Raw genomic sequence first — 21,516 nt, forward strand, 5'->3', positions numbered from 1 at the left:
GGTCAGGCTTTGCCTACCGCCTGAAACTGTGACAGGGTCGTCAGCGCCAGTTCTATCTTTTTCACCAGCGGAGCCAGACCGGCTTTGAAGGTCGCTTCGTCAGCGTCTTTGATGGCCTGCCAGTCGCGGGCGATTTCTTCCACGTAGGGCGAGAAACGCTTTGCCTGTGTTTCAAATCCGCTGTCTTCTGCGAATACTGCCTGAAACTTGCCTTTCTGAACCTGTTGTAACTGGTCCAGCACCGCATCGGCATCTATCGCTTTGCGGTAGAGGGTTTGTAAGGTTTCCTGAAGTTGTTCGTTAATTGCCTGCATGACTTTCCGGATTTCTGCTAAAGTTTATGAGTGTATGGTCGATAACGATATACCCGTACTGCATCATTAATGATGGAGTACGCTGATGAAGGTGGGCAATTCTGCCTACTTTTTTACTTTGCTACAAGCAACAAAGGAAACTGGTATGGATATACAAGGTGCTGGTGCATCTGCAACATCCGGTGCGTCGCTTGAGTTGGCCTCTCTTAAAATGGCGAAAAGCCAGCAACAACAAGAGGGACAAGCAACGCTTCAGCTGCTGGAATCAGCCGCTGACGTACCAAAACCGTCATCCGGTAATCCGTCGTTGGGTGCCAACGTCGATACCTACGCGTAATTACGGGTGAATATGTAAGTCGACAGGCGTTTTGCCGGGCTGGCCACCGATTTCTCTGGTGAGTTTCGGTACCAGAAAACCCGGTAAGCGCTTTATCACTTCCGCCATTAATGTTCTGGCTTTATCGTCAGGTACTTCAAAGTGGGCCGCGCCCTGTACTTTATCCAGCAAATACAGGTAGTAGGGCATCACGCCTGATTCAAAAGAGGCTTCCTGCAAATCCACCAGTGCATCAGCCGTATCATTAACGCCGTTCAATAATACTGCCTGATTGAGCAGCGTCACGCCGTGTCTGCGTAATGCATGTAAACGGTCGTTCAGTGCCGGACTGAATTCATTGGCGTGGTTAGCATGTAATACCAGAATTGTTTTCACCGGCAATGACGTTATCCAGCCAATGAACTCTGCGTCCAGTCGCTGGGGTAGCACCACCGGCAGACGCGTATGAATTCGTAATCTGCGGATATGAGGGATCCGTGTTATTTCACCGGCCAGCCAGGCCAGATGGGTATCTTTTGCCATCAGCGGATCACCGCCCGAGAATATGACTTCGTTAATGGCCGGATCGGCAGCAATATAAGCAATGGCGTTTTCCCATTCCTGTTTGCTCACCGCATTGTTGGCGTAGGGGAAGTGGCGACGGAAGCAGTAGCGGCAGTTTACAGCGCATCCGCCTTTTACTATCAGCAGTACGCGACTCTGGTACTTATGTAATAAACCCTTACCGGCAGTGTCATGTTCATCCAGCGGGTCGGTACTGTAGCCCGGGGCGGCTTCAAATTCCTGAGATAAAGGCATTACCTGGCGGAGTAACGGGTCATGCCAGTTACCTTTTTCCATCAATGAGGCGAAGTGGCGGGGGACGCGCATGGGAAATAACCGTCTGGCAGCGCCGTGATGACCCAGCTGATCTACATCGAGATCCAGATAGTCCAGCAGGTCTTCCGGGCGGGTAAACGCCATTGCAAGATCTTTTTGCCAGTTTGTCTCTACAGACAGCCGATTTTTAGGTATTATTTGCGCCACTTCGTATTTACACCTTATGTATTGGCAGAGAAAAATATGGCTTTTTACAGCACTAACGAATTCAAAGGCGGCCTCAAGATCATGCTTGACGGCGAACCTTGTAACATTCTGGAAAACGAATACGTAAAACCGGGTAAGGGTCAGGCTTTTAACCGCGTTAAAATCCGTAAGCTGATCTCCGGTAAAGTTCTGGAAAAAACGTTCCGCTCCGGTGAAACCGTAGAAGGCGCAGACGTGATGGATACGGAACTGGCCTACCTGTACACCGACGGCGAATTCTACCACTTTATGAATAACGATACATTCGAACAAATCGCAGCAGACGAAAAAGCGGTTGGCGAAAACGTTAAGTGGCTGAAAGAGAACGATGTGTGCACCATCACACTGTGGAACGGCTCACCTATCACAGTCACACCGCCTAACTTTGTTGAGCTGGAAATCACTGAAACAGACCCTGGCCTGAAAGGCGATACAGCGGGAACCGGCGGCAAGCCTGCTACGCTGTCTACCGGCGCTGTTGTTCGTGTACCTTTATTCGTTCAAACCGGTGAAGTTATCCGTGTGGATACCCGCTCCGGCGAGTACGTATCACGGGCGCAGAAGTAATCTGAACCCGCTGCCGGCCGGTACGCACTTACGTGCACCGGCCGGATATATTCTTATGCCCTCTCCGGCCCGATAATTCCCGTATCCGATCACATGTCATCAAATACTCCCTGGCAACCCACCGCATCGCTGAATAATTTGCGTGAGCGGGCTGAACTGCTGCGCCAAATCCGTGATTTCTTCGCCTGCAGAGATGTGCTCGAAGTCGATACACCATTGCTGAGTCACGGGACTGTTACCGATGTACATCTGGCTGCCTTTTCAAGCGAGTTTGATCACAGCGTGACAGGCAGCAAGGAAACCCTGTATTTGCAAACGTCGCCGGAATACGCCATGAAACGGTTATTGTGTGCAGGCTACGGTTCGATTTATCAGATTTGCAAAGCGTTTCGCCATGAAGGGGCAGGGCGCTTTCACAACCCTGAATTTACTATGCTGGAGTGGTACCGTACCGGCTATGACCATCATCAGTTGATGGCAGAAATGGACACCCTGCTGCAACTGACATTGTCGACCGGAACTGCGGAAAAAATCAGTTATCAGGATGTATTCCTCAGGGAATTAAACGTCGATCCTCTTACCGCCACAGTGGACCTTCTGCAGCAAACCGCTTTGCAATGCGGGCTGGATATGCATGCCGGCATGCCGGAAGACGCAGACACCCTGCTGCAACTGCTGTTCAGTCTTTACATCGAGCCCCGTATTGGCGCTGCCGTACCCTGTTTTGTTTATGGCTTTCCAGCCTCGCAGGCAGCACTGGCAAAAGTGAATGAAGATGACGCCCGTACTGCTGATCGTTTCGAAGTGTATTTTAAAGGCGTGGAACTGGCGAACGGATTTAACGAACTGGCTAACCCTGCAGAACAGCGTCAGCGCTTTCTTAATGATAATGCACAGCGCCGTCAATCCGGTTTACCGGAACTGCCGGTGGATGAGCATTTCCTCTCTGCGCTGGAGCAGGGATTACCTGACTGCGCAGGTGTGGCGCTGGGCATCGACCGTTTGCTGATGCTGAAAACCGGTGCTGAACATATTCAGGACATTATTGCGTTTCCTGTATCGCGGGCCTGATACGCCACTATCCATACTTTCACCGTTAATTCTGCTTTTTTTCACCCTGAACGGCAGTTCATCCCACCGTGAATTCTCGTTTTTTAAAATGATATGTTATATCATCGATAAACTGCAGGTGTTGTCGATAAATTGCCGTTGACCTCAATGTGAATTCGTTTAAAAATGTTATAACATCACAAAATAGATAAAAGCAGTAACGGATTCAACCATGCATACTCCCTCTCTTATCGCTGTTGCTATGATGACAGCATTCAGCAGCGCCGCACTGGCCACTACTATAACCGGTAAAGTCACAGATCAAGCCGGCGCTCCCGTTGCAGGAGCAGAAGTCTCAGTAGAAGGTTCAAGGCGCGTAGTCTATACCGACGAAAATGGCATTTATTCAATGGATAATGTCACCGCTCAAGACGTCCATATTCATGTGGCAACGCCGAAATATCTGCATGGTGATAAAGATTTAGGTCCTGTTTCTGAAGACCAGCAGGTTAACTTTACGCTTCTGCCAGCTTCCATTGAAAACATCACGGTAACCGCTACCGCTATGCAAACTTCTGTACTGGAAAGCGTGACGCCGGTATCGGTTATCAGCGCTGAAGAACTGCGCAGAAAACAACAGCCGACTTTGGGTGAAACGCTGAAAACCGTTCCGGGTGTGCATTCCAGTTACTTCGGACCAGTCTCAAGCAGTCCGGTCATTCGTGGTGCCGGTGGTCCGCGGGTTAAAATTGTGCAGAACGGCCTGGATGTATCTGATGTATCACGAATTGGTCCTGATCATAACGTAGCGGCCAGCACGTCCAGTGCCACTCAGGTGGAAGTACTGCGCGGTCCTGCCACATTACAATATGGCTCCGGCGCGATCGGCGGTGTGGTCAACGTGGTTGACAAACGTATTCCTCAGGAAATGCCATACGGCACAGAAGGGGAAGCAGAAATGCGTTATTCCACTGTGGACAACGGTAAGTTCGGTAAGGTGGACGTGACCACCGGAACCGGCAATGTGGCATTTCACTTCGATGGTTTCAAACGCAAAACCGATGACGTGGATATTCCCGGCTACTCAGAGGCTGAGCCGGATGATGATGCCACCTTCGGCACACTGGCCAGTACAGATATGGATACAACCGACTTCAATGCCGGTATCAGCTATGTAAAGGATGAAGGCTTCTTCGGCTTTTCTGTAGAAAAACTGGATAACCTGTATGGCGTGCCCGGTCATCATCACCACCACGAAGAAGAAGAGGAAGCGGCAGAAGAAGAAGGCGCAGAAGAAGGTACCAAAATTGATGTGGATATGACCCGCTATCAACTGGCGGGTGAATGGCATTCGCCCACTGCCGGCATTGATAACATCCGGTTCTCTGCTGCTTATACAGACTACACCCACGTTGAAATTGAAGATGGCGAAATTGGTACGCAATTTAATAATGAAGGCGTGAATGCCAAGCTGACGATTGCCCATACCGGTATTGCCGGATGGCATGGTGTATTTGGTTTCCAGCTGACGGACAGCGATTACGAAGCGATTGGTGAAGAAGCATTTTCCCCGCCAACCAGCACAGATACACAAGCTGTTTTTCTGATTGAACAGAAGAAAGTGGGCGACGTGACTTTTGAGTTGGGTGGTCGTCTGGAGCAAACCTCCTACGATGCAGATGACGCTGAAGTAGAACTTCATGTGGAGCATCTTGATGAAGAAGAGCATGAGGAAGAGGAAGAACATGAAGAAGAGGCTATGGTCTTCAATTTCCCTGACTATGACTTCACCAGTGTTTCGGTTTCTGCCGGTGCAAACTGGGAGTATCAGCCGGGTTACTCTGCCGCACTGACATTATCCCGTAATGAACGTGCGCCAAGTCAGCAGGAATTGTTCTCCGGTGGTCAGCACATTGCGACCCGGACTTATGAAGTCGGGTTGGTGTATCAACTGGATGATGAAGGTGAGTTATCTGACACGCTCAGAAGTGTAGATGAAGAAGTCAGTACCAACCTGGATCTCACATTCCGTAAATTCAGCGGCAACTGGGGTTACACTGCGTCACTGTTCTACAACCAGGTAGACAACTACATTTATGAAAGTGGTACAGGCCTGATTGCTGTAACCGAAGAGCATGAACACGGGGAAGAAGGGGCAGAAGAGGAAGGTCATGAGGAAGAGGGCACGCCGGTGTACTACTTCCGGCAATCCGATGCTGACTTATACGGTATGGAAGCCGAGGTGTTCTACAACATTACCGGTGAATGGCGTGTGGATTTATATGGTGACTACATTCGTGCCAAACTGGATAACGAAGACTTGCCACGCATTCCGCCTTTGCGTATCGGCTCGTCAATCCGTTATCAGGGGCAATCACTTTCCGGTGAAGTGGGTGTGGAATGGTATGACGACCAAACCCGTACTGCACCGTATGAAACTGCAACTGATGGCTACACCTTGCTGAACGCCAGTGTTGAATATGACATCGCATCTGCCGGGGTGGACTGGGTGCTCTTCGCTACTGCAGACAACATCACAGACGAAGAGGCCCGTGTACACACGTCGTTCCTGAAAGACTTAGCGCCGCTGCCCGGCCGCAACTTCTCGGTGGGTGTAAGAGCCGTGTTTTAAGTCCCTGGCATGCCGGCATGGTGATGTGTGTGTTCGTGTAGTAACTGAATCTGTCAGTTTGCTGCGTGAAGCCGGGCCGGCGAGACGCTATACTGACTCCCGTTATGGTTTTCCATTGCGGGAGTTTTTTTGTTAAAGGGCACATCTTTGATTCTTTCTACATCGCGGCTGCGTCTGCGCAAGCCGGTGGCAGATGATCGCAACTGGATTTTTGCGTTAAATCACGATCCTCTGTGGCTTCGCTTCATTGGAAACCGGGGCGTCCATACACTTAAAGATGCGAACCGGTATATTGATAATGCGCTGGTGCATTTTGAAAATCATGGCTATGGCCTGTTTGCCGTAGAAGATAAATTAACCGGTAAACCGTTGGGGATGTGTGGTTTGATAAACCGCGGTATTTTCAGTGCGCCTGATTTAGGATTCGCCTTGCTGCCGCAAGCCCGCGGGCAGGGGATAGGTGGCGAAGCCGGTGAAGCGGTTATCAGCTATGCCAGAGACACCCTTGGCGTGAATTACCTCACTGCGATGACTCATGCTGATAATACGGATTCTCAGAAACTGTTAATGAATCTGGGCTTTAAGAAGCGGGGCAATCTGTTTATGTCAGGTGTCTTTGCGCAACATTTTTTCTGGCTGGATTTAAAAACGCGGCAGCGCTGAATTTACGCGCTGCCACAGCGTCAGCTTTTTTACACCGCCGGAAGTAAAGTGACAGATTTCAAAATGATGGGCTCTTTAGGGGAATTCGGTTCACCCAGTGCAGGCTGATAGTCCAGCTCTACTTCCATCATTTTTTCCACAACAGCTTCGCCTTCCACAATCATACCAAACACGCTGTAACCCCAGTCTCTGCCGGGGTCAAGGTTGGTATTGTCATTCATGTTAAAGAAGAACTGTCGTGTCGCTGAATGCGGGTCGTTCTGACGTGCCATGGAAACCGTGTACATTTTGTTGCTCATGCCACTGCCGGATTCGTTGAAAATCGTGCCGTAATCCGGCTTTTCATCAAACTCAGCATTGTAACCGCCACCCTGGACAATATAGCCGGGTACAACACGGTGGAAGATGGTGCCGTTATAGCTTTTCTTATCAACGTAACGCAGGAAGTTATTCACGGTGATAGGCGCACGGCGGCGGTACAGTTCGACGACAAAATCGCCCATTGTGGTTTCCATTTTCACCCGCGGGTAATAATTGTCCGGCTGAATTTGTGAGCCGTCATCTTTTGGTTTTGCTGCAATAACCGGAGTGGTTACGACAACTAAAGCCAGCAGCAAAGCACGCAGCATAGCATTCTCCCTTTAGCGTTTTGCACAACTTAAAATAACAAACTTCTGATGGCTGGCAACTTGCGTTACGCCACCAAACAAGCGCTTTAATTTAACATGGTAATCGAGATGGCGGTTACCCACCACCACCAGATGTCCGCCTCTGGCCAGACTGGCTTTGGAATCTGAAAACATTTGCCAGGCAATGTGGTCGGTTATCGCGTTCTGCTGATGAAATGGCGGGTTGCAGAACACTTTACTGAATCCGCCCTCTTCAGCCTGTTTCAAGGCGTCAAGGCAGTTCGATGGCACAAATTCACATTGCGCCAGTTGTTCAGGAAAGTTTTCTGCCACGTTTTGTCTGGCTGAGGCCAGCGCCATGAATGACTCATCAACAAAGGTGATCCGCGCCTGTGGTGCCAGTGCCAGCGCGTTCAGACCTAAAATGCCGTTACCGCAACCAAGATCAATAACCCGTTCGTTGTTGGTCACGTTCATATGATCAATCATGAACCTTGCCCCGATGTCTAAAGAGCGTCCGGAGAATACATTGGCATGGTTGGAAAGTGTCAGCGTTACGCCGTTCTGGCTTTTCGCTGTCCAGCGCACCGGATAAGGAGACTTTACGGGCTTTTTCAGTATCGCTTCATCCGGCTTTGCAAAAATAAGGCGGGATTTTTTCTTTGCCAGTGAAGTGGTGGTGTGACCGGTGTATTTCTCAAACAGCTCCAGCACATTTTTCGTAATGGCCTTCACTTTCGCACCGGCCACAATACGAGTTTCAGGGGTAATGACTTCCTGCAACATAATCAACTGATGTTCCAGCAACGCAAGAGTGCGGGGTATCTTTATAATCACCGTTTGCGGCTTTTCTGGCAACGGAGCAAGGCAATCAGCAGCTTTCAATGGTGAGGCTACCAGTCCGTTGTCATCCAGTGTGGCGGCAATATTATTACCTTTCAGGTTGTCAGCCAGCGAGCGGTGAGCAATCCATGAATCTGAAATCCAGCAGGGATTATGACTGGCATACCAGCAGCCCAGGGTGCCGAAGTCATCATTAAATATGATACATTTGCCGGGGCCTTCAGGAGCTTCTGAGGCAAGATAGTCGATAATCAATTCATCGGCGCTGTCCCAGGCCTGTAAACTGATATGCTGATGTTTTGCCGGGTGGCGTATTAAGTTCAGTTCGCGGTCGCGAAAGACAAAGGCTGTGTTGTCGCTCATGGTAACGTTAATCGGGTTCCGGATTTATGCAATTTTCACTATTCGATGATGGCTGTAACGCCGGCGCTGCGCCTCAGAAACTGGCGTTACCCGGCGCGGATGTTACTTACATACCGGGCTGGCTCGGGCCGGATGATGCTGACGCGTTGTACGCATCGCTGGCCTCATCGTTAAACTGGTCACAGGATACCATTAAACTGTTTGGTAAGCCGGTTAAAATTCCGCGTCTGCAAGCCTGGTACGGGGATGCTGTCAGCGAGTATTCCTACTCCGGCCTGACGATGGTACCGCGCCCCTGGACCGCTGATCTGCTGGCGTTGAAAACCCGTTGCGAAAATACCGCTGGTTGCAAGTTTAATAGTGTGCTGGCGAACTGGTACCGGCACGGGCAGGACAGCATGGGCATGCATGCTGATGATGAAAAGGAACTGGGCGTACAGCCGGTTATTGCATCTGTGACTCTCGGTGAAGCGAGGCCCTTTTTATTTCGTCACCGCAGTGGTGCTCCGTCAGTGAAGGTCAGTCTTGAGCATGGCTCACTGCTAATCATGCAGGGAGACACTCAGCGCAACTATCTGCACGGCATCAACAAGACGACCCGGCATGTTGATGGTAGAATTAATCTAACTTTCCGATTTATCTATCCCGCTGTGCCGGAGCAGAACCCATGCAAAATGTAAAACAGTTTATCGAACAGCAACTTAATGATGCTCTCACACCTGTGTATCTTGAAGTGCTGGATGAAAGTCATATGCACAACGTACCCGATGGTGCCCAGAGTCATTTCAAAGTAACGGTGGTGTCAGAAGCGTTTGTTGACGTACGTCGGGTGCCCCGTCACCAGAAGGTGAACGGGTTGCTGGCCGAAGCTTTACAGGGGCCGGTACATGCACTGGCTTTGCACACGTATACCCCTGAAGAATGGGAAGCCAGAGGCGGCAGTGTAACCCCGTCACCAGATTGCCTGGGTGGCAGTAAGTTGGGATAGTTTTCCATCATTTTTGAAGAGAAAAAGAGCACGCAGGTCGTGCTCTTTTTTGTTTCTCTTGACCCGCCCGTGCCCCGTCCGGAAGAGGACAGATCTCAAACCGGCGTCCGGTTCTGTCACTTGTCTAAAAATGTTAAACAATAGTTGTAAAATGATATCGATGTCATTAATGTAAAGGTTCTAAAGTGGGTGTAACAAATAATTAACTTCTTGCAGGCTCAACGGGACCAACGTGTTGAGCCTGTTTCTTACCGGAGAGAGGAAACAATAATGACTTCGTCACTTACCCGTCGACATTTTCTTAAAGCTGGTCTGGGCGTAGCCGGTGTGCTGGCAGCGCCGGGACTGATGGCCAACGCGATGACCGGAGGCTGTAATGCAGCTTCAGGCAGACCTTACGGCGTACAAATGTACATGCTGCGCGACATGTTTGCTAAAGATCCCGCCGGTACAATTAAAAAACTGGCCGCAGCCGGTTTCAAGCAGCTTGAAATGTTCGGTGTAGGTGGTTCAGTGAATGCAGAAGGCGCGCCGCTGTTCGGTTTAAGCATCGATGATATGGCAGATCTCATGGCAGAATATAAGCTGACAGTGCCGTCTGTACATATTAATTCCGACCTGGAAGACATTGAATATATTAAGGAACTGGGCAGCAAACTGAATATCGATTACTTCATCGAGCCCATGGCCGGCGAGTTCCTGAATTTCAAAGATGGTAAAGTAAACCTGAACACCCCTTCTTCTGTTGACGAAGTTAAAGCTATTGCTGCAAGACTGAACAAGCGTGGTCAGACAATGAAAGAGCTTGGCTTTAAATTCGCATATCACAACCATAACTTTGAGTTCGATAAAGTGGACGGACAGGTGATTTTCGACATCATGATGGAGAACACCGACCCGGAGCTGGTTAAAATCGAGCTGGATTTAGGTTGGGTGGCTGCAGCCGGTCATGATCCTGTTGCCATGCTGAATAAATACAAAGGCCGTGTTATCGGCTGTCATATGAAGGATTACGACGGTTCCGTTCCGCTGAGTGACGATCCGCGTATGATTATTCCTGAGATGTCACGCATCTCAACCCCGGGAGACGGCAAATCAGACTTTGCCGCCATCGTTAAACACCTGAATGAAAATAACGTGAAGTATCGTTACGTAGAAGTGGATGTAACTGATACGCCGTTTGAAGATGCTGTGCGCGGACTCTGTCATCTGAGTGCGTTAGGTTAACCGTGGATCAGAATAAGGAGCGTTTGTTATGAAAAAACGGCTGTTTGCGTTGTCTGCTGTTGCAGCAGTAATGTTAAGTGCATGTGGTGAGAAAGTGGCTGAAAGTCCTGCGCCGGTAGCTGAAGATGCATCACCGCAGGTAACGGTTAAAAATGGTACGCTGCAGGGCGTTAAAGATGATGATATCCGCGTTTTTAAAGGGATCCCTTACGCAAAACCTCCGGTAGGTGAAAATCGCTGGCGTTCTCCTCAGCCCGTTGCAGACTGGAACGGTGTGAAAGAAGTGCTGGATTACGGCAACGACTGTATGCAAAAGCCGTTTCCAAGTGACGCTGCGCCGCTCGGTAAAGAGCCTGCCGAAGATTGCTTGTACGTGAACGTATGGGCACCGCAGGAAGATGATATCAAGCGTCCTGTGGTTGTGTGGATCCATGGTGGTGGTTATGTAAACGGTGGCGCATCGCCTGCCACCTACGACGGTAGCGAGTTTGCCCGTGCCGGTGTGATTTTTGTCAGCTTTAACTACCGCCTTGGCCGTTTTGGTTTCTTCGCACATCCGGCGCTTTCAGCCGCTGAAGAAGGTCCGTTAGGCAACTACGGTTTTGAAGATCAGATAGCCGCCATGCAATGGGTGAAAGATAACGTGGAAGCTTTCGGTGGCGATAAGAATAATGTCACCATCATGGGCGAATCTGCCGGCGGCGGTTCTGTACACAATCTTATGCAGACACCGGGTGCACGGGGCACCTTCCAGCGGGCGATTATTATGTCCGGTGGCGGCCGTTCATTAACCGGCGAGCGCAGCTTAACGGAAGAAGTAAATGGTCAGCCCTCTGCGGAGCAGATAGGCGTTAATTTCGCTGAAAAGAATGGCATTTCCGGTAATGGCGCAGAAGCGCTGGCTGCTCTGCGGGCATTGCCGGCAGACAAAGTGGTAGATGGCCTGAATCTGATGGCGCTGTTCCAGCCTCCCGGCGGTGTACCGACGTATGTTGGCGGCCCCATTGCTGATGGTGACATTGTACAGGGCAGCACCCAGTCATTGCTTGAGCAGGGCAAAGTCGCGAAAGTGCCGGTAATGGTGGGTACGACCAGCCAGGATATCGGATTCAGCATGTTCCCGGATAAAGAGGCATTGTTCGCCTCATTCGGTGAGTATGCGCAGGCAGCGAAAGATGCCTATGATCCTGAAGGCACCGGTAAATTACAGGATATCGGAGCTGAAGTGGCACAGGACCGTATGATGCAGGAGCCTGCAAGGTTTGTTGCAGAGCGTATGACGGACCTGGACGAAAACGTGTACATGTACCGGTATGGTTACGTAGCAGAAAGTGTCCGTAACGGGAAGGGCGCACCCCATGCCAGTGAGATCCCGTTTTTCTTTAAAACGGCTGACGTGAAGTATCCGGATGCCACTGAGCAGGATCTGAATGCCTCTGAACTGGTTTTCGACTACGTGGTGAGCTTTATCGAAAATGGTGACCCGAATGTTTCCCGGTTGCCGGAATGGAAGCCTTATGACAATGAAGCGCATAACATCATGACGTTCACCATGGACGCTACAGCGGTGCATGGTGAAGACCCGTGGACAGAGCGTCTGGATGTGGTTCAGCGTTCAACCGAAGCGGCTCAGGCTGCCATGCGTTAACCGTGTTTTCAGCGGTATTTCAACGTAAAAGAGCGCATAGAAATGCGCTCTTTTTGTTTTCATTATCTGTTTGTTACGCCCGGGCTTTAAATCAGACCACTATACCAGATTCAGAGCAGTCAATGTTCCGAATGCCAGTGCTGTTACCGGTAATGAAACCAGTGTGGACACGGCAATAATACTGGCAGCCAGCCGGTGGTCTCCGCCCATATTTCTTACCATCACATAGCTGGCAGCGGCTGTCGGGGCAATCGACAGTAGCAGCACAATCCCCAGGCTCATTCCGGTAAATCCGGCAAGATACGCCAGCCCTACCATCAGCGCGGGATAAAGAATGCATTTGCTCACTGTACTAAGGGTGATATTAAACCAGTCGGCGGAGAATGATCGGAATTGCAGCGAGGCGCCGGTACAGATGAGCGCAAGCGGTAAGGTCAACTGGGAAACATATTCGCCGGTTTTAAGAATGGCGTCAGGCAGTGTCCATGAGTAATAGGAAAAGGGCAGCGCCACGACAATGGAAATGATCAGCGGATTTTTAGTGATCCCCTTGATTTGTTTGCTCACAGAGCGGTGGCCGGTCTGATAAAAGTTAAGCACAATCACCGACAAAATATTAAATAAAATCGTGATACAGCCCAGGTATACAGAGGCGGCAGCCAGCCCTTCGGGCCCGTACGTATTGGCGCAGTAAGCCAGACCGATAATACCCATGTTGGCTCTGAAACCGCCCTGAACCACTACGCCTCTTGCCTGATAGGGCGTCACCGTCATCCTTGCCGTAAGCACCAGCAGAGCACACATGATGAGTGTGCCGGCAATACCTACCCCAATCAGCGGAAAGTTTGCGGCATGGGCAAAGTCGGCCTGACTGATAGACAAAAACAGCAGTGCAGGTAATGTGACGTTGAAAACCAATTTAGAACCGGCTTCAACAAAGCTCTCGTTCAGCCATTTTATGCGGAAAAATAACCAGCCCATCAGCAATAAAATCAGCACGGGTAATAAGGTTTCAGTGATAAAGGAAAACATGGGCAGTCAATACAGGAGATGATGGCGGCTATTATATCAAGATTTTCGATACTTGAAGGCGTTGTAACAGCAAAATCTGTTGTATTCAGCGTATAGATTCTTCCGGTAAAGCGATCCAAAGCTGCACTCAAAAGGAATAAAGACTATCTGTCAGTGACCCTTCGTTTCTATGCAATCCGATCACATCAGGCCATCCGTGTTGCGACTTATGGCTTTTGCCGGACTTTCCGGTTTGTTTCTGCTCGCGGCATGGGTACATTTTGATCCCGTGCCCGCCATCGATAAAAGCATCATGCTGATGTTCCGCCGGGCCGGGGACCCGGGGCAGCCGGCCGGGCCGTTATGGCTTGCGGTACATTTTCGTGACATGACCACTCTGGGCAGTAACTGGTTTTTAATTGTAATTACCGGCCTGGCAGCTCTGGTGTTACATAAAAAGGGGCTGACCCGTCACGCTGTTTTTCTGATAGCAACGGTACTGTCCGGTATGGTTGTCAGTTTTGCGCTGAAGTATGGATTTCACCGGCCCCGGCCTGAACTGGTTCCTCATATTACGAAGGTGTACACCAGCAGCTTTCCCTCTGGTCATGCCATGATGTCATGTTTAACGTATCTTAGTCTGGCGTTCACCGGTGCATCAGTGAGCGGCAACCCGTCATTGACCCGCTGGTTTTCCGGTATTGCCATGTTGATTATTTTGCTGGTCGGCATGAGTCGTGTGTTTCTGGGGGTTCACTGGCCTACTGACATTCTCGCAGGCTGGTGCGCGGCTATCCTCTGGTTGTCACTGGCTTTAATGACAATGGCACCCGGACGGCAAAATGGCTGAATCATTTACTGCCTGATGTGGCTTTTACTACCCGTTCCGCCACATCAATCAGGCGACAATTCTGATCCATCGCTGTTTTTTGCAGGCGACGGTAAGCCTGATCTTCGGTTAATTGCCATTGCTGCATAATAAGCAGTTTGGCACGGTCGATACATTTTTGATCGGTAATCGCCTGGCGGGCTTCCTCCAGTGCAACTGACATGTTTTTGATGTGTTCAGTCTGATCGCATAACAAGTCGTAAAAAGACCGGTGTGCGGATAAATTTTCCGCATTGGAAATGGTATCCGGACCAGACATTTCTGATCCCCGTAAGCCAGGCATTTGCGGATCAAACAGCATGGTCAGTGGTGTGCCCGTTGGATTAGGTTGTTGTTCCAGCGTTTTTACCCGTTGATGATGATTTTTCAGCTCGGCATCTGCACGACTGACCAGCTCTGAAGCCAGTGAAATGAGTTTGGTGGTCAGAGCTTCGTCAATGGATTGCATGGCATCAATGCGGGTCGTGGCAATGTCATACCATACTTCACTGATTTGTCCGTCAATGGGACTGCCATCAGCCAGTTGTTTTATCATTGTCCGCAGGCGGGTAAGGTCGGCCTGGGCATCGCTCTGACAGATGTCTTCCCATTGCTGCAGCGTTTGCGGATCGGCAAAAGCCGTAAAGATGTCAAAACTGTGTTGCTGGTCCTGCTGGAGTTGTTCAAGGCGGTCGCATAATGATTTATTAAAATGAGTTTCAGCAAAGCCAATAGCGCCCCATGCCCGTTCCTGTCCGGCCAGTTCTTTGCCTTGTAAAAAATTGAACAGCGCCACCAGAAGCCGGGTGATATCCGGATCACTTGCCACGTCAGCGGCCTCAAAGATAACTGAGAGTAAACCCGTTACCAGCCGGCAGTATGCCTGTGTTGACTCAAGGGATGTCAGTGCCTGTTCAGCTACCTGATCCCGCAGGGAAGAAAGGTTATCCAGCCCTTGTAGCGCCATGGTGATGCTTACCAGTAAGCGCATGTTGGCGGCACTTTCGTCGCCCGAGAGATAGAGAGATTTCAACTGGCTGCGTAAGGTTTGGTCGGCAAAATTACTGTCTGCAATCTGATCTTCCCGTTGCTGACCAAACCGTTCCCCTTTCGACGCCAGATATACGTTACTGATACCGCGCTCCCGCTGGAGTTGATGGATCATGTCTTTCACTGAGGTCACCAGTTTGCAGTTGGATGCCAGTTGATTAAGTGCGTGAATTTCGGCGTGCTTTGCCGCCAGTAGGAACCGTTTTGTCGCTTCGCTGAATACTGCCATGGTGGTGGTGGTGTCTTTCTGTGGTGGTCGCAATCGACGTTGCCTGTTTATAAGATTTAGCAAAGCCTGTTCCACCATTTTAACCTGTTGATAATAAAGGGTTAGTTTCCTTGAGCTAACTTTTTAATATGCAATCCGTTTGGCTTTGACGGAATTTTCCCCGTTTCACCGGAAATTGCGGATCTTCATTGTGCGCGGATGAACTTTTTTGGTGCAATCAATAAATGAATGGTCAGCAAGTCACACGCTAATATTCATAACTGTCAGAAAAATAATGACAATTTAAATCTGGCCTTTTCCTTGCTGTTTAAAATTGCAACACGGGTTTTTGCATACAACACAATGTAAACTTGGATAACGGCGTCCAATACCACACTGGAAACAGTGCATGGTTGGGCGTTTTTTTGTGCCCGCATTTTGTTGTGTGCAACACATGTCAGCGACTAAACAACATACAACAAAAAGGTATACACAATGGCTTACTTACTTCCGAATGAATTTGTAACCAAGATGGTGGATGCGGGTGAATCCAAAATTTACATGTCTACCCGTGATACATTAATCCGCGGTTATATGGCCGGCGCAATCCTTGCTCTGGCAGCGGTTTTTGCAATTACGATTGCTGTACAAACCGGCGTATTTTTAATTGGTGCGGTGCTGTTTCCTGTTGGCTTCTGCATGCTTTATCTGATGGGATTCGATCTGTTAACCGGTGTTTTTGTACTGACACCACTGGCCTGGCTGGCAAAACGGCCCGGCGTCACCTGGTCTCAAATTCTCCGCAACTGGGGGCTGGTATTCTGCGGTAACTTTGCCGGTGCACTGACAGTGGCGTTCATGATGTCATTCATCTTTACCATGGGCTACAACACTGATGGTGGTGCTATTGCAACAAAAGTAGCCGGTATCGGTGAAGCCCGTACACTGGGTTATGCTCAGTACGGTATGGAAGGCTGGCTGACCATTTTCATCCGTGGCATGTTATGTAACTGGATGGTATCACTGGGTGTTGTAGGTGCCATGATCTCAACCCACGTGAGCGGTAAAATCTTTGCCATGTGGATGCCAATCATGCTGTTCTTCTTCATGGGCTTTGAACACTCTGTGGTGAACATGTTCCTGTTCCCGTTCGGCCTGATCATGGGCGGTGATTTCTCTGTAATGGATTACTTCTTCTGGAATGAAATCCCGACTGCTCTGGGTAACCTGGTCGGTGGTCTGGCGTTTACAGGTTTAACACTGTACAGCACGCACTTCCGTACTGCTCCCAAGCGTAAGCTGGCTGCGCAATCTGCACCGGTAGCAACAGATTCAAAACCTGCTGCAGTTTAATGAAGATTTGCCGGATATTCTCCGGCACACAGGGCTTGCCGGACACTGTCCGGCAGGCTCAATTCAAACCTCTCACTGAGCTGCTTCAATATGCTTAGTTTATCCATCGGTCAATATTCCAGTGCAGGGGAAAAGCCGCTGAACCAGGACAGTTATGGTTTCAGGCTTCCCGAAGGTGATTTGCTTACATTTAAAGGCGCTGCGGTGGCACTGGCAGACGGCATCAGTACCAGTTCAGTGAGTCACATTGCCAGTCAGGTATGTGTTAAACAGTTTCTCGAAGATTATTTTTGTACTTCAGATACCTGGACGGTCCCCCGTGCGGCTACGCAAGTTATTACAGCAATAAATCGCTGGTTACTCGGCCAGAGTCGCAACAGTCCCTATGCCGGCGAACCGGACAAAGGTTACGTTTGCACATTCAGTGCACTGATTTTCAAGCATCAACGTGTATATGTATTTCATCTGGGGGACGCCAGAGTGTACCGGTTGCGGGGCAGGGTGCTGGAGCAACTTACCCGCGACCACCGTCAGATGATAAATGGTGAAAAGCACTATTTGTCCAATGCCATGGGTATTAGTGAGTCACTACAACTTGATAAAGACAACCGCTCACTGAAAGAGCAGGACTGCTTCCTTCTGCTCACAGACGGTGTGTATGAGTTTATCGATGAGGCCAGCCTCTGCAGTGTAGTGACTGAATATGAGCATGATCCGGATGAAGCAGCGAAGAAGCTGGTGGAAATGGCCTTTGCCAGAGGCAGTAACGATAACCTGACAGCTCAGATAGTCAGGGTAAATACCCTGCCTGCAGCCAATACCAGTGCGGCAGGGCATGAAGAGGAAGAACTGCCCATTCCCGGCGTGCTGCAAAGCGGGAATTTTCTCGATCAGTTTAAAATTGTCCGCAATATCTATCACAGTGCCCGCAGCCACGTTTACCTGGCTCAGAACACAGCAGATGGCAGCCAGGTGGTGCTGAAAGTGCCTTCTGTGGAAATGGCACACGAACTGGCCCATCTTGAAGCATTCAGGATGGAAGAGTGGATAGCAAGGCGAATTCACAGCCAGCATGTAGTGAGCGCCCCTGATCAGCAGGCTGCAAAAACGGCATTATATACCGTGACAGATTTTGTGCCGGGACAAACACTGGCCCAGTGGCTGAATGATAACCCACAGCCGGATTTAGAAACTGTCCGCATGATCATTGAGCAGGTCGCCAGAGGATTGATGGCATTGCATCGCAAAGACGTTCTCCACCGTGATATCCGGCCTGAAAATATCATGATTGATATCAACCATCACATCACACTGGTGGATTTAGGTGCGGCTTCTGTTGCCGGCATCAATGAATTTGCCGGTGATAATGATGATATTCCCGGTACAGCTATTTATGCCGCACCGGAGTATTTTCTTGGTCAGGGGGGCAGTGAACAGTCTGAGCAGTTTTCGCTGGCGGTGCTGACTTACTATTTGCTCAGTGGCCGCTTCCCTTATGGCACGCAGGTTGCCAAATGCAGAAGCGTGACATCACAACATAAATTGAAATATGAAAGCGTGTTAGATCCGAACCGGAGCATTCCCTTCTGGCTTGATCACACTTTAAGAAAAGCACTGCATCCCAATCCGCTCAAGCGCTATGACGCACTTTCAGAGTTTGTGTATGCCCTGAGACATCCCGATGCAAAATTTCTCAGCAGCGAGAGACCGCCTTTACTGGAGCGTAATCCCGTTGCTTTCTGGCAGGGAGTCAGCGGTTTACTCCTTTGTCTTATCCTCGTTCTGTTACTGGAACGATTTTCACTTATCTAACCCGTGGAGCCCACTATGATTACTGACAGACAGCAAGTCACCGCAATGATTATGAGCGCAAAAGTCACTAAAGGCATTAAATGGTCACAGGCCGCAGAAGTGATCGGCGAGTCGAAAGAATGGAGTACTGCAGCATGCCTGGGCCAGATGGCTATGACCAAAGCGCAGGCTGAAGCCACCGGTGAACTATTCGGGTTAACTGAAGAAGCCGTCGCCTGGTTGCAGATTGCACCTTATAAAGGCTCTCTGCCAACGGCGGTTCCTACTGATCCGTTAATTTACCGCTGGTACGAACTGGTGAATGTGTACGGCACCACACTGAAAGAGCTCATTCACGAAGAGTTTGGCGACGGCATTATGAGTGCCATCGATTTTGAAATGGACTTAACCCGTGAACCTGATCCTAAAGGCGACCGTGTGAAAGTGGTGATGTCAGGTAAATTCCTGCCGTACAAAACCTACTGATCGCAGTCGTAACTTAAGGCGAGACGGCATCATGAAACTCAATGGTGCCGCGTCATGCTTTTAAAAGGATATTTTGAAATTAAATTATTTACGTACCACGTAAAGAAACCAGCCTACGAATACTGAAATCAGAATTGCGAAAAAACCAAGCAGGGGCAAAATCGAGAATACCCAGCGGCGAACTTCTTCAGGCTCTGCTTCCACGCCGAGTGGCAGGTACATTAACCCCACAGATGTAACGATGAAAATGGAAAGTGCTGAGGTAAGCGTGGCGCGCCAGAATGGCCTTGGCATGAACCAGTTCACGATAAAGGCGACAACAATGGCTACACCTGCCAGAAGATATGCAATCAAGGGAGCTCCGTATTAGCTTAGCAAAAACGCACAGTTTGACAGGTCGCCCGCCAAATGCAATTGCTGAACTCCGCTTTTGCACGGCAAATCATGGATGATTATCAGCGGGCAGGTGCAGGTTCAAGAAAGCCGCAGGCAAGCAAACGCTGTGTCAGGGCGACGCGCACATCATCACCTATTTCACCCGGGATATCAGCAACCCTGAACGCAGACGTGGTTATCATGAATTGCAATTGTGCTTTTACGCCGGGGTGAATCAGTATTTGTTCGCCGGGAACAGATAAATCAAGAATCTTGTCTGTCTCTACTAACTCAGCCATGGCAAGGGGGCTGCGCTGAACATAAGTATTTACGGAGACAGGATGCCGCGCATTCACTGACGGCGTCAATTTTGGCATATCCTGAATCAGTCGTGCCCGCTGGCGTTTAAGTGATTCCATTATAAACTGATCGTGTTGAGCAGCACTCAATAAGCTTTGCAGATGCTCCTTTACCTGTTGAGAAACCTGCTCCAGTGCATTATGTGACGCAAGGCAGTCCGCTCTCGGGCCTATATCTTTCCGTAACGGCAAACTAACTTCAGTTAAATGGTCCAAAACAGCATTAACTGTATCCCTGACGGTGACCGGGACAAAGCCAATGGATAAGTGGATTGACTCTGAAGTCGACTGCACAGTGTGAACGGTGCCCCGTGGCAGATAGATAAGATCGCCTGCCTTCACATCGACTGTTTGATAATGGGGCATTTGAGGAGGGAGTGAACCCGCCTTTTTCCATCGGGTAGGAAAGGAAGGCGGTGCGTCGGAAATGAACCAGCGTTTTGTTCCTTCCAACTGTATAACAATAACATCCACCTCATCGTGATGCACCGGAGCCTGTGCGCCCTGATGACTCCAGAATACGACTACACTGACCGGTGATTGAATAAGCTTTTCAAGTGACCGGGTAAAATTCGTAAGGTCAGGTGACAGTCCGGTGACATCGGGTATGCGGACTGTGTAGTCACGCTTAAAGTGATCAGAAATCAGCTGATAAAAAGCTTGTTCGTTTTCAACTTCTGTTGCCGCAGGTGGGGGCAGCTTGGGGGCATGAGAGTGACAGGTTACCGCAGGAGCATACCGGCGATGTCCCTGAAGTAATTTTTCCCTTGGAGATGTACCTCCAATCGCTGCTCTGAAAGGGTTGTTGTCTTTGATTATTAGCGGCTTTTTACCTACGTAGGAATTGAAGAAATCGTCGTAACTGACCGGGTTCAGGACCCTTTGCAGCGCGTCCCTGGCGTCTGAAAGCATTGGTTTCCCTCCAAAAATTCTTATACTACATTAAGAACGTTTGGATAAATGTAACCTTTTGTAAAGAAATTTGAACAGTGGAACACTTAGTGAATTCAGCTCGATTTATTTTCCCGTTCCAGCCTCATTCCGATTTATTTTGTATTTGTGGGGACTACCCACACCAGAATGAACGGTCACAGTAAAGGCACAATTTCACAGGTGCAATTACTGAAACCGTCCCCGGCTTCATTTGCTTGCCGGCCGGTTAGCTTTGTAAAGTGTAATCGAGAGTGATTTTCGCGTTCAGCAGTTTAGAGATCGGGCAGTTTTCTTTTGCGCCCTTCGCGATATCTGCAAACTTATATTCATCAATCCCGTCTACTTTAGCTTCAAGGGTTAATGCAGATTTCGTTACGGTAAAGCCATCACCGTCTTTTTCCAGTGTGACCTCAGCATCAACTTTTAGATCACCGTTTTGATAACCTGCATCTGATAACGCAAACGACAACGCCATGGCATAGCAACTGCTGTGAGCAGCAGCAATCAGTTCCTCAGGATTAGTACCGCTCTTGTCTTCAAAACGTGTATTAAAGCCATAAGGCTGATCAGACAAGGCACCACTTCCTGTGCTCACATGACCTTTGCCTTCTTTACCTAGTGGCTGATAGCGCGCAGAACCAGTTTTAACAATAGACATAATTTCTCCTTAGCAGAACGATGCAGAGGAGTGTCGGACAAGTGGCGGATTCGCATTTAAAACCGTCAGCCGCATGGATGCGGCTGCCGAGCGCCCAG

Annotated in this window: 22 protein-coding genes; 13 read left to right on the forward strand and 9 right to left on the reverse strand. The window is 49.6% G+C overall.

What is annotated here, in order from left to right:
- Positions 1-2: 2 nt before the first annotated feature.
- Positions 3-314: a hypothetical protein gene (locus DS731_RS03590; protein WP_119500037.1), complete on the reverse strand. Its 312-nt coding sequence runs from the start codon at positions 312-314 to the stop codon at positions 3-5.
- A gap of 145 nt (positions 315-459) precedes the next feature.
- Between DS731_RS03590 and DS731_RS03595 the strand changes: the two genes are divergently transcribed.
- Entirely contained in the window at positions 460-651 is a 192-nt protein-coding gene (locus tag DS731_RS03595; protein ID WP_119500038.1) for a hypothetical protein, read from the forward strand.
- Here DS731_RS03595 and epmB read toward each other — a convergent pair whose 3' ends face one another.
- A complete protein-coding gene (epmB, locus tag DS731_RS03600) occupies positions 652-1,677 on the reverse strand; it encodes an EF-P beta-lysylation protein EpmB (protein WP_119500039.1) in 1,026 nt (341 codons plus the stop codon).
- Positions 1,678-1,713: 36 nt separating this feature from the next.
- Between epmB and efp the strand changes: the two genes are divergently transcribed.
- From efp to DS731_RS03620, 4 genes are all read left to right on the forward strand, one after another.
- On the forward strand, positions 1,714-2,283 hold the full coding sequence (gene efp / locus DS731_RS03605; protein WP_119500040.1) for an elongation factor P: 570 nt from the start codon (positions 1,714-1,716) through the stop codon (positions 2,281-2,283).
- 93 nt (positions 2,284-2,376) lie between these two features.
- Positions 2,377-3,354, forward strand: a complete 978-nt coding sequence (gene epmA / locus DS731_RS03610) for an elongation factor P--(R)-beta-lysine ligase (protein ID WP_119500041.1) — start codon at positions 2,377-2,379, stop codon at positions 3,352-3,354.
- Positions 3,355-3,565: 211 nt separating this feature from the next.
- Entirely contained in the window at positions 3,566-5,965 is a 2,400-nt protein-coding gene (locus tag DS731_RS03615) for a TonB-dependent receptor (RefSeq protein WP_119500042.1), read from the forward strand.
- 129 nt (positions 5,966-6,094) lie between these two features.
- Complete coding sequence (locus DS731_RS03620) at positions 6,095-6,628, forward strand: GNAT family N-acetyltransferase (RefSeq protein WP_232373472.1); 534 nt, start codon at positions 6,095-6,097, stop codon at positions 6,626-6,628.
- A 29-nt stretch (positions 6,629-6,657) separates the two neighbouring features.
- Here DS731_RS03620 and DS731_RS03625 read toward each other — a convergent pair whose 3' ends face one another.
- Entirely contained in the window at positions 6,658-7,257 is a 600-nt protein-coding gene (locus tag DS731_RS03625) for a peptidylprolyl isomerase (RefSeq protein ID WP_119500043.1), read from the reverse strand.
- Positions 7,258-7,269: 12 nt separating this feature from the next.
- On the reverse strand, positions 7,270-8,463 hold the full coding sequence (locus DS731_RS03630) for a methyltransferase (RefSeq protein ID WP_119500044.1): 1,194 nt from the start codon (positions 8,461-8,463) through the stop codon (positions 7,270-7,272).
- 26 nt (positions 8,464-8,489) lie between these two features.
- On the opposite strand from DS731_RS03630, the gene DS731_RS03635 reads away from it, so the two are divergent.
- From DS731_RS03635 to DS731_RS03650, 4 genes are all read left to right on the forward strand, one after another.
- Positions 8,490-9,143, forward strand: a complete 654-nt coding sequence (locus tag DS731_RS03635; protein WP_119500045.1) for an alpha-ketoglutarate-dependent dioxygenase AlkB family protein — start codon at positions 8,490-8,492, stop codon at positions 9,141-9,143.
- On the forward strand, positions 9,131-9,451 hold the full coding sequence (locus tag DS731_RS03640; RefSeq protein ID WP_119500046.1) for a BolA family protein: 321 nt from the start codon (positions 9,131-9,133) through the stop codon (positions 9,449-9,451). The genes DS731_RS03635 and DS731_RS03640 overlap by 13 nt, the downstream gene beginning before the upstream one ends.
- A 270-nt stretch (positions 9,452-9,721) precedes the next feature.
- Positions 9,722-10,678: a TIM barrel protein gene (locus DS731_RS03645; protein WP_119503285.1), complete on the forward strand. Its 957-nt coding sequence runs from the start codon at positions 9,722-9,724 to the stop codon at positions 10,676-10,678.
- Positions 10,679-10,706: 28 nt separating this feature from the next.
- Positions 10,707-12,326 carry a carboxylesterase/lipase family protein gene (locus tag DS731_RS03650; protein WP_202980701.1) on the forward strand — a complete coding sequence of 540 codons (1,620 nt, stop codon included), beginning with the start codon at positions 10,707-10,709 and terminating at the stop codon, positions 12,324-12,326.
- A 99-nt stretch (positions 12,327-12,425) separates the two neighbouring features.
- Here DS731_RS03650 and DS731_RS03655 read toward each other — a convergent pair whose 3' ends face one another.
- Entirely contained in the window at positions 12,426-13,358 is a 933-nt protein-coding gene (locus tag DS731_RS03655; RefSeq protein ID WP_119500047.1) for an AEC family transporter, read from the reverse strand.
- Positions 13,359-13,554: 196 nt separating this feature from the next.
- On the opposite strand from DS731_RS03655, the gene DS731_RS03660 reads away from it, so the two are divergent.
- On the forward strand, positions 13,555-14,187 hold the full coding sequence (locus tag DS731_RS03660; RefSeq protein ID WP_161599089.1) for a phosphatase PAP2 family protein: 633 nt from the start codon (positions 13,555-13,557) through the stop codon (positions 14,185-14,187).
- Position 14,188: 1 nt separating this feature from the next.
- Here the strand turns inward: DS731_RS03660 and DS731_RS03665 are convergent, their stop codons facing one another.
- A complete protein-coding gene (locus DS731_RS03665) occupies positions 14,189-15,517 on the reverse strand; it encodes a nitrate- and nitrite sensing domain-containing protein (RefSeq protein WP_232373473.1) in 1,329 nt (442 codons plus the stop codon).
- A 441-nt stretch (positions 15,518-15,958) separates the two neighbouring features.
- Here DS731_RS03665 and DS731_RS03670 point away from each other — a divergent pair, with 441 nt between their 5' ends.
- The 3 genes from DS731_RS03670 to cynS all read left to right on the forward strand — a co-directional run bounded on the left by DS731_RS03670 (position 15,959) and on the right by cynS (position 19,093).
- The gene (locus DS731_RS03670) at positions 15,959-16,816 is read left to right on the forward strand and encodes a formate/nitrite transporter family protein (protein ID WP_119500049.1); all 858 of its coding nucleotides are present in this window, start codon (positions 15,959-15,961) and stop codon (positions 16,814-16,816) included.
- Between the two features lie 90 nt (positions 16,817-16,906).
- Positions 16,907-18,628 carry a bifunctional protein-serine/threonine kinase/phosphatase gene (locus DS731_RS03675; RefSeq protein WP_119500050.1) on the forward strand — a complete coding sequence of 574 codons (1,722 nt, stop codon included), beginning with the start codon at positions 16,907-16,909 and terminating at the stop codon, positions 18,626-18,628.
- A gap of 15 nt (positions 18,629-18,643) precedes the next feature.
- Positions 18,644-19,093 (forward strand): cyanase, encoded by a 450-nt coding sequence (gene cynS, locus DS731_RS03680; RefSeq protein ID WP_119500051.1) that lies wholly within the window; start codon positions 18,644-18,646, stop codon positions 19,091-19,093.
- 84 nt (positions 19,094-19,177) lie between these two features.
- Here cynS and DS731_RS03685 read toward each other — a convergent pair whose 3' ends face one another.
- From DS731_RS03685 to DS731_RS03695, 3 genes are all read right to left on the reverse strand, one after another.
- The gene (locus DS731_RS03685) at positions 19,178-19,447 is read right to left on the reverse strand and encodes a hypothetical protein (protein ID WP_119500052.1); all 270 of its coding nucleotides are present in this window, start codon (positions 19,445-19,447) and stop codon (positions 19,178-19,180) included.
- Between the two features lie 101 nt (positions 19,448-19,548).
- On the reverse strand, positions 19,549-20,739 hold the full coding sequence (locus DS731_RS03690) for a JmjC domain-containing protein (protein WP_119500053.1): 1,191 nt from the start codon (positions 20,737-20,739) through the stop codon (positions 19,549-19,551).
- A 247-nt stretch (positions 20,740-20,986) separates the two neighbouring features.
- On the reverse strand, positions 20,987-21,418 hold the full coding sequence (locus DS731_RS03695) for an OsmC family protein (RefSeq protein ID WP_119500054.1): 432 nt from the start codon (positions 21,416-21,418) through the stop codon (positions 20,987-20,989).
- Positions 21,419-21,516: the final 98 nt, after the last annotated feature.

Source organism: Alteromonas sp. RKMC-009 (assembly GCF_003584565.2).
Taxonomy (GTDB): Bacteria; Pseudomonadota; Gammaproteobacteria; order Enterobacterales; family Alteromonadaceae; genus Alteromonas.